Below are 550 nucleotides of genomic sequence, written 5' to 3' on the forward strand. Positions count from 1 at the left end.
GTGGCGGAGGCCGCGGGAACGGCGGCCGGGGCGACGACTGACGCACCGGCCGACGGGATCCTCGGCGCCGGTGGGAGACTGCCTCCCCGTGGCCGAGACCTACGACTGCACCGATCCCCGCGGCGCGCGCCGCCGGCCTGGACGCCGCGGCCGCGGCCCTGGGCGCCGGCGGGCTGGTGCTGCTGCCGACGGACACCGTGTACGGCGTGGCGGCCGACGCGTTCAGCCCGACGGCGGTGACCGCGCTGCTGGCGGCGAAGAACCGGGGCCGGGGCATGCCGGTGCCCGTGCTCATCGGCGAGGCGTCGACGCTGGCCGGCCTGGTCCTGCAGCCGCCGCCCGCGGCCCTGGCCCTCGCGCAGGCGTTCTGGCCCGGCGGGCTGACCCTCGTCGTGGAGCACGCGCCCTCGCTGGCGTGGGACCTGGGCGACGCGGAGGGCACCGTCGCCGTCCGGTTGCCTGACGACGACCTGACGCGGGACCTGCTGCGCCGCACCGGCCCGCTCGCCGTCTCGAGCGCGAACCGCTCCGGGCGGCCGGCCGCGACGAC

Annotated in this window: 1 protein-coding gene; it reads left to right on the forward strand. The window is 79.3% G+C overall.

Going from position 1 to position 550, the window contains the following annotated elements; all coding sequences use genetic code 11:
* Window positions 1-176: 176 nt before the first annotated feature.
* On the forward strand, window positions 177-550 hold a 374-nt coding region (locus A6V29_RS08875; protein ID WP_249933127.1), incomplete at its 3' end, for an L-threonylcarbamoyladenylate synthase.

It is taken from the genome of Blastococcus sp. CCUG 61487 (genome assembly GCF_005222955.1).
Lineage (GTDB): Bacteria > Actinomycetota > Actinomycetes > Mycobacteriales > Geodermatophilaceae > Blastococcus.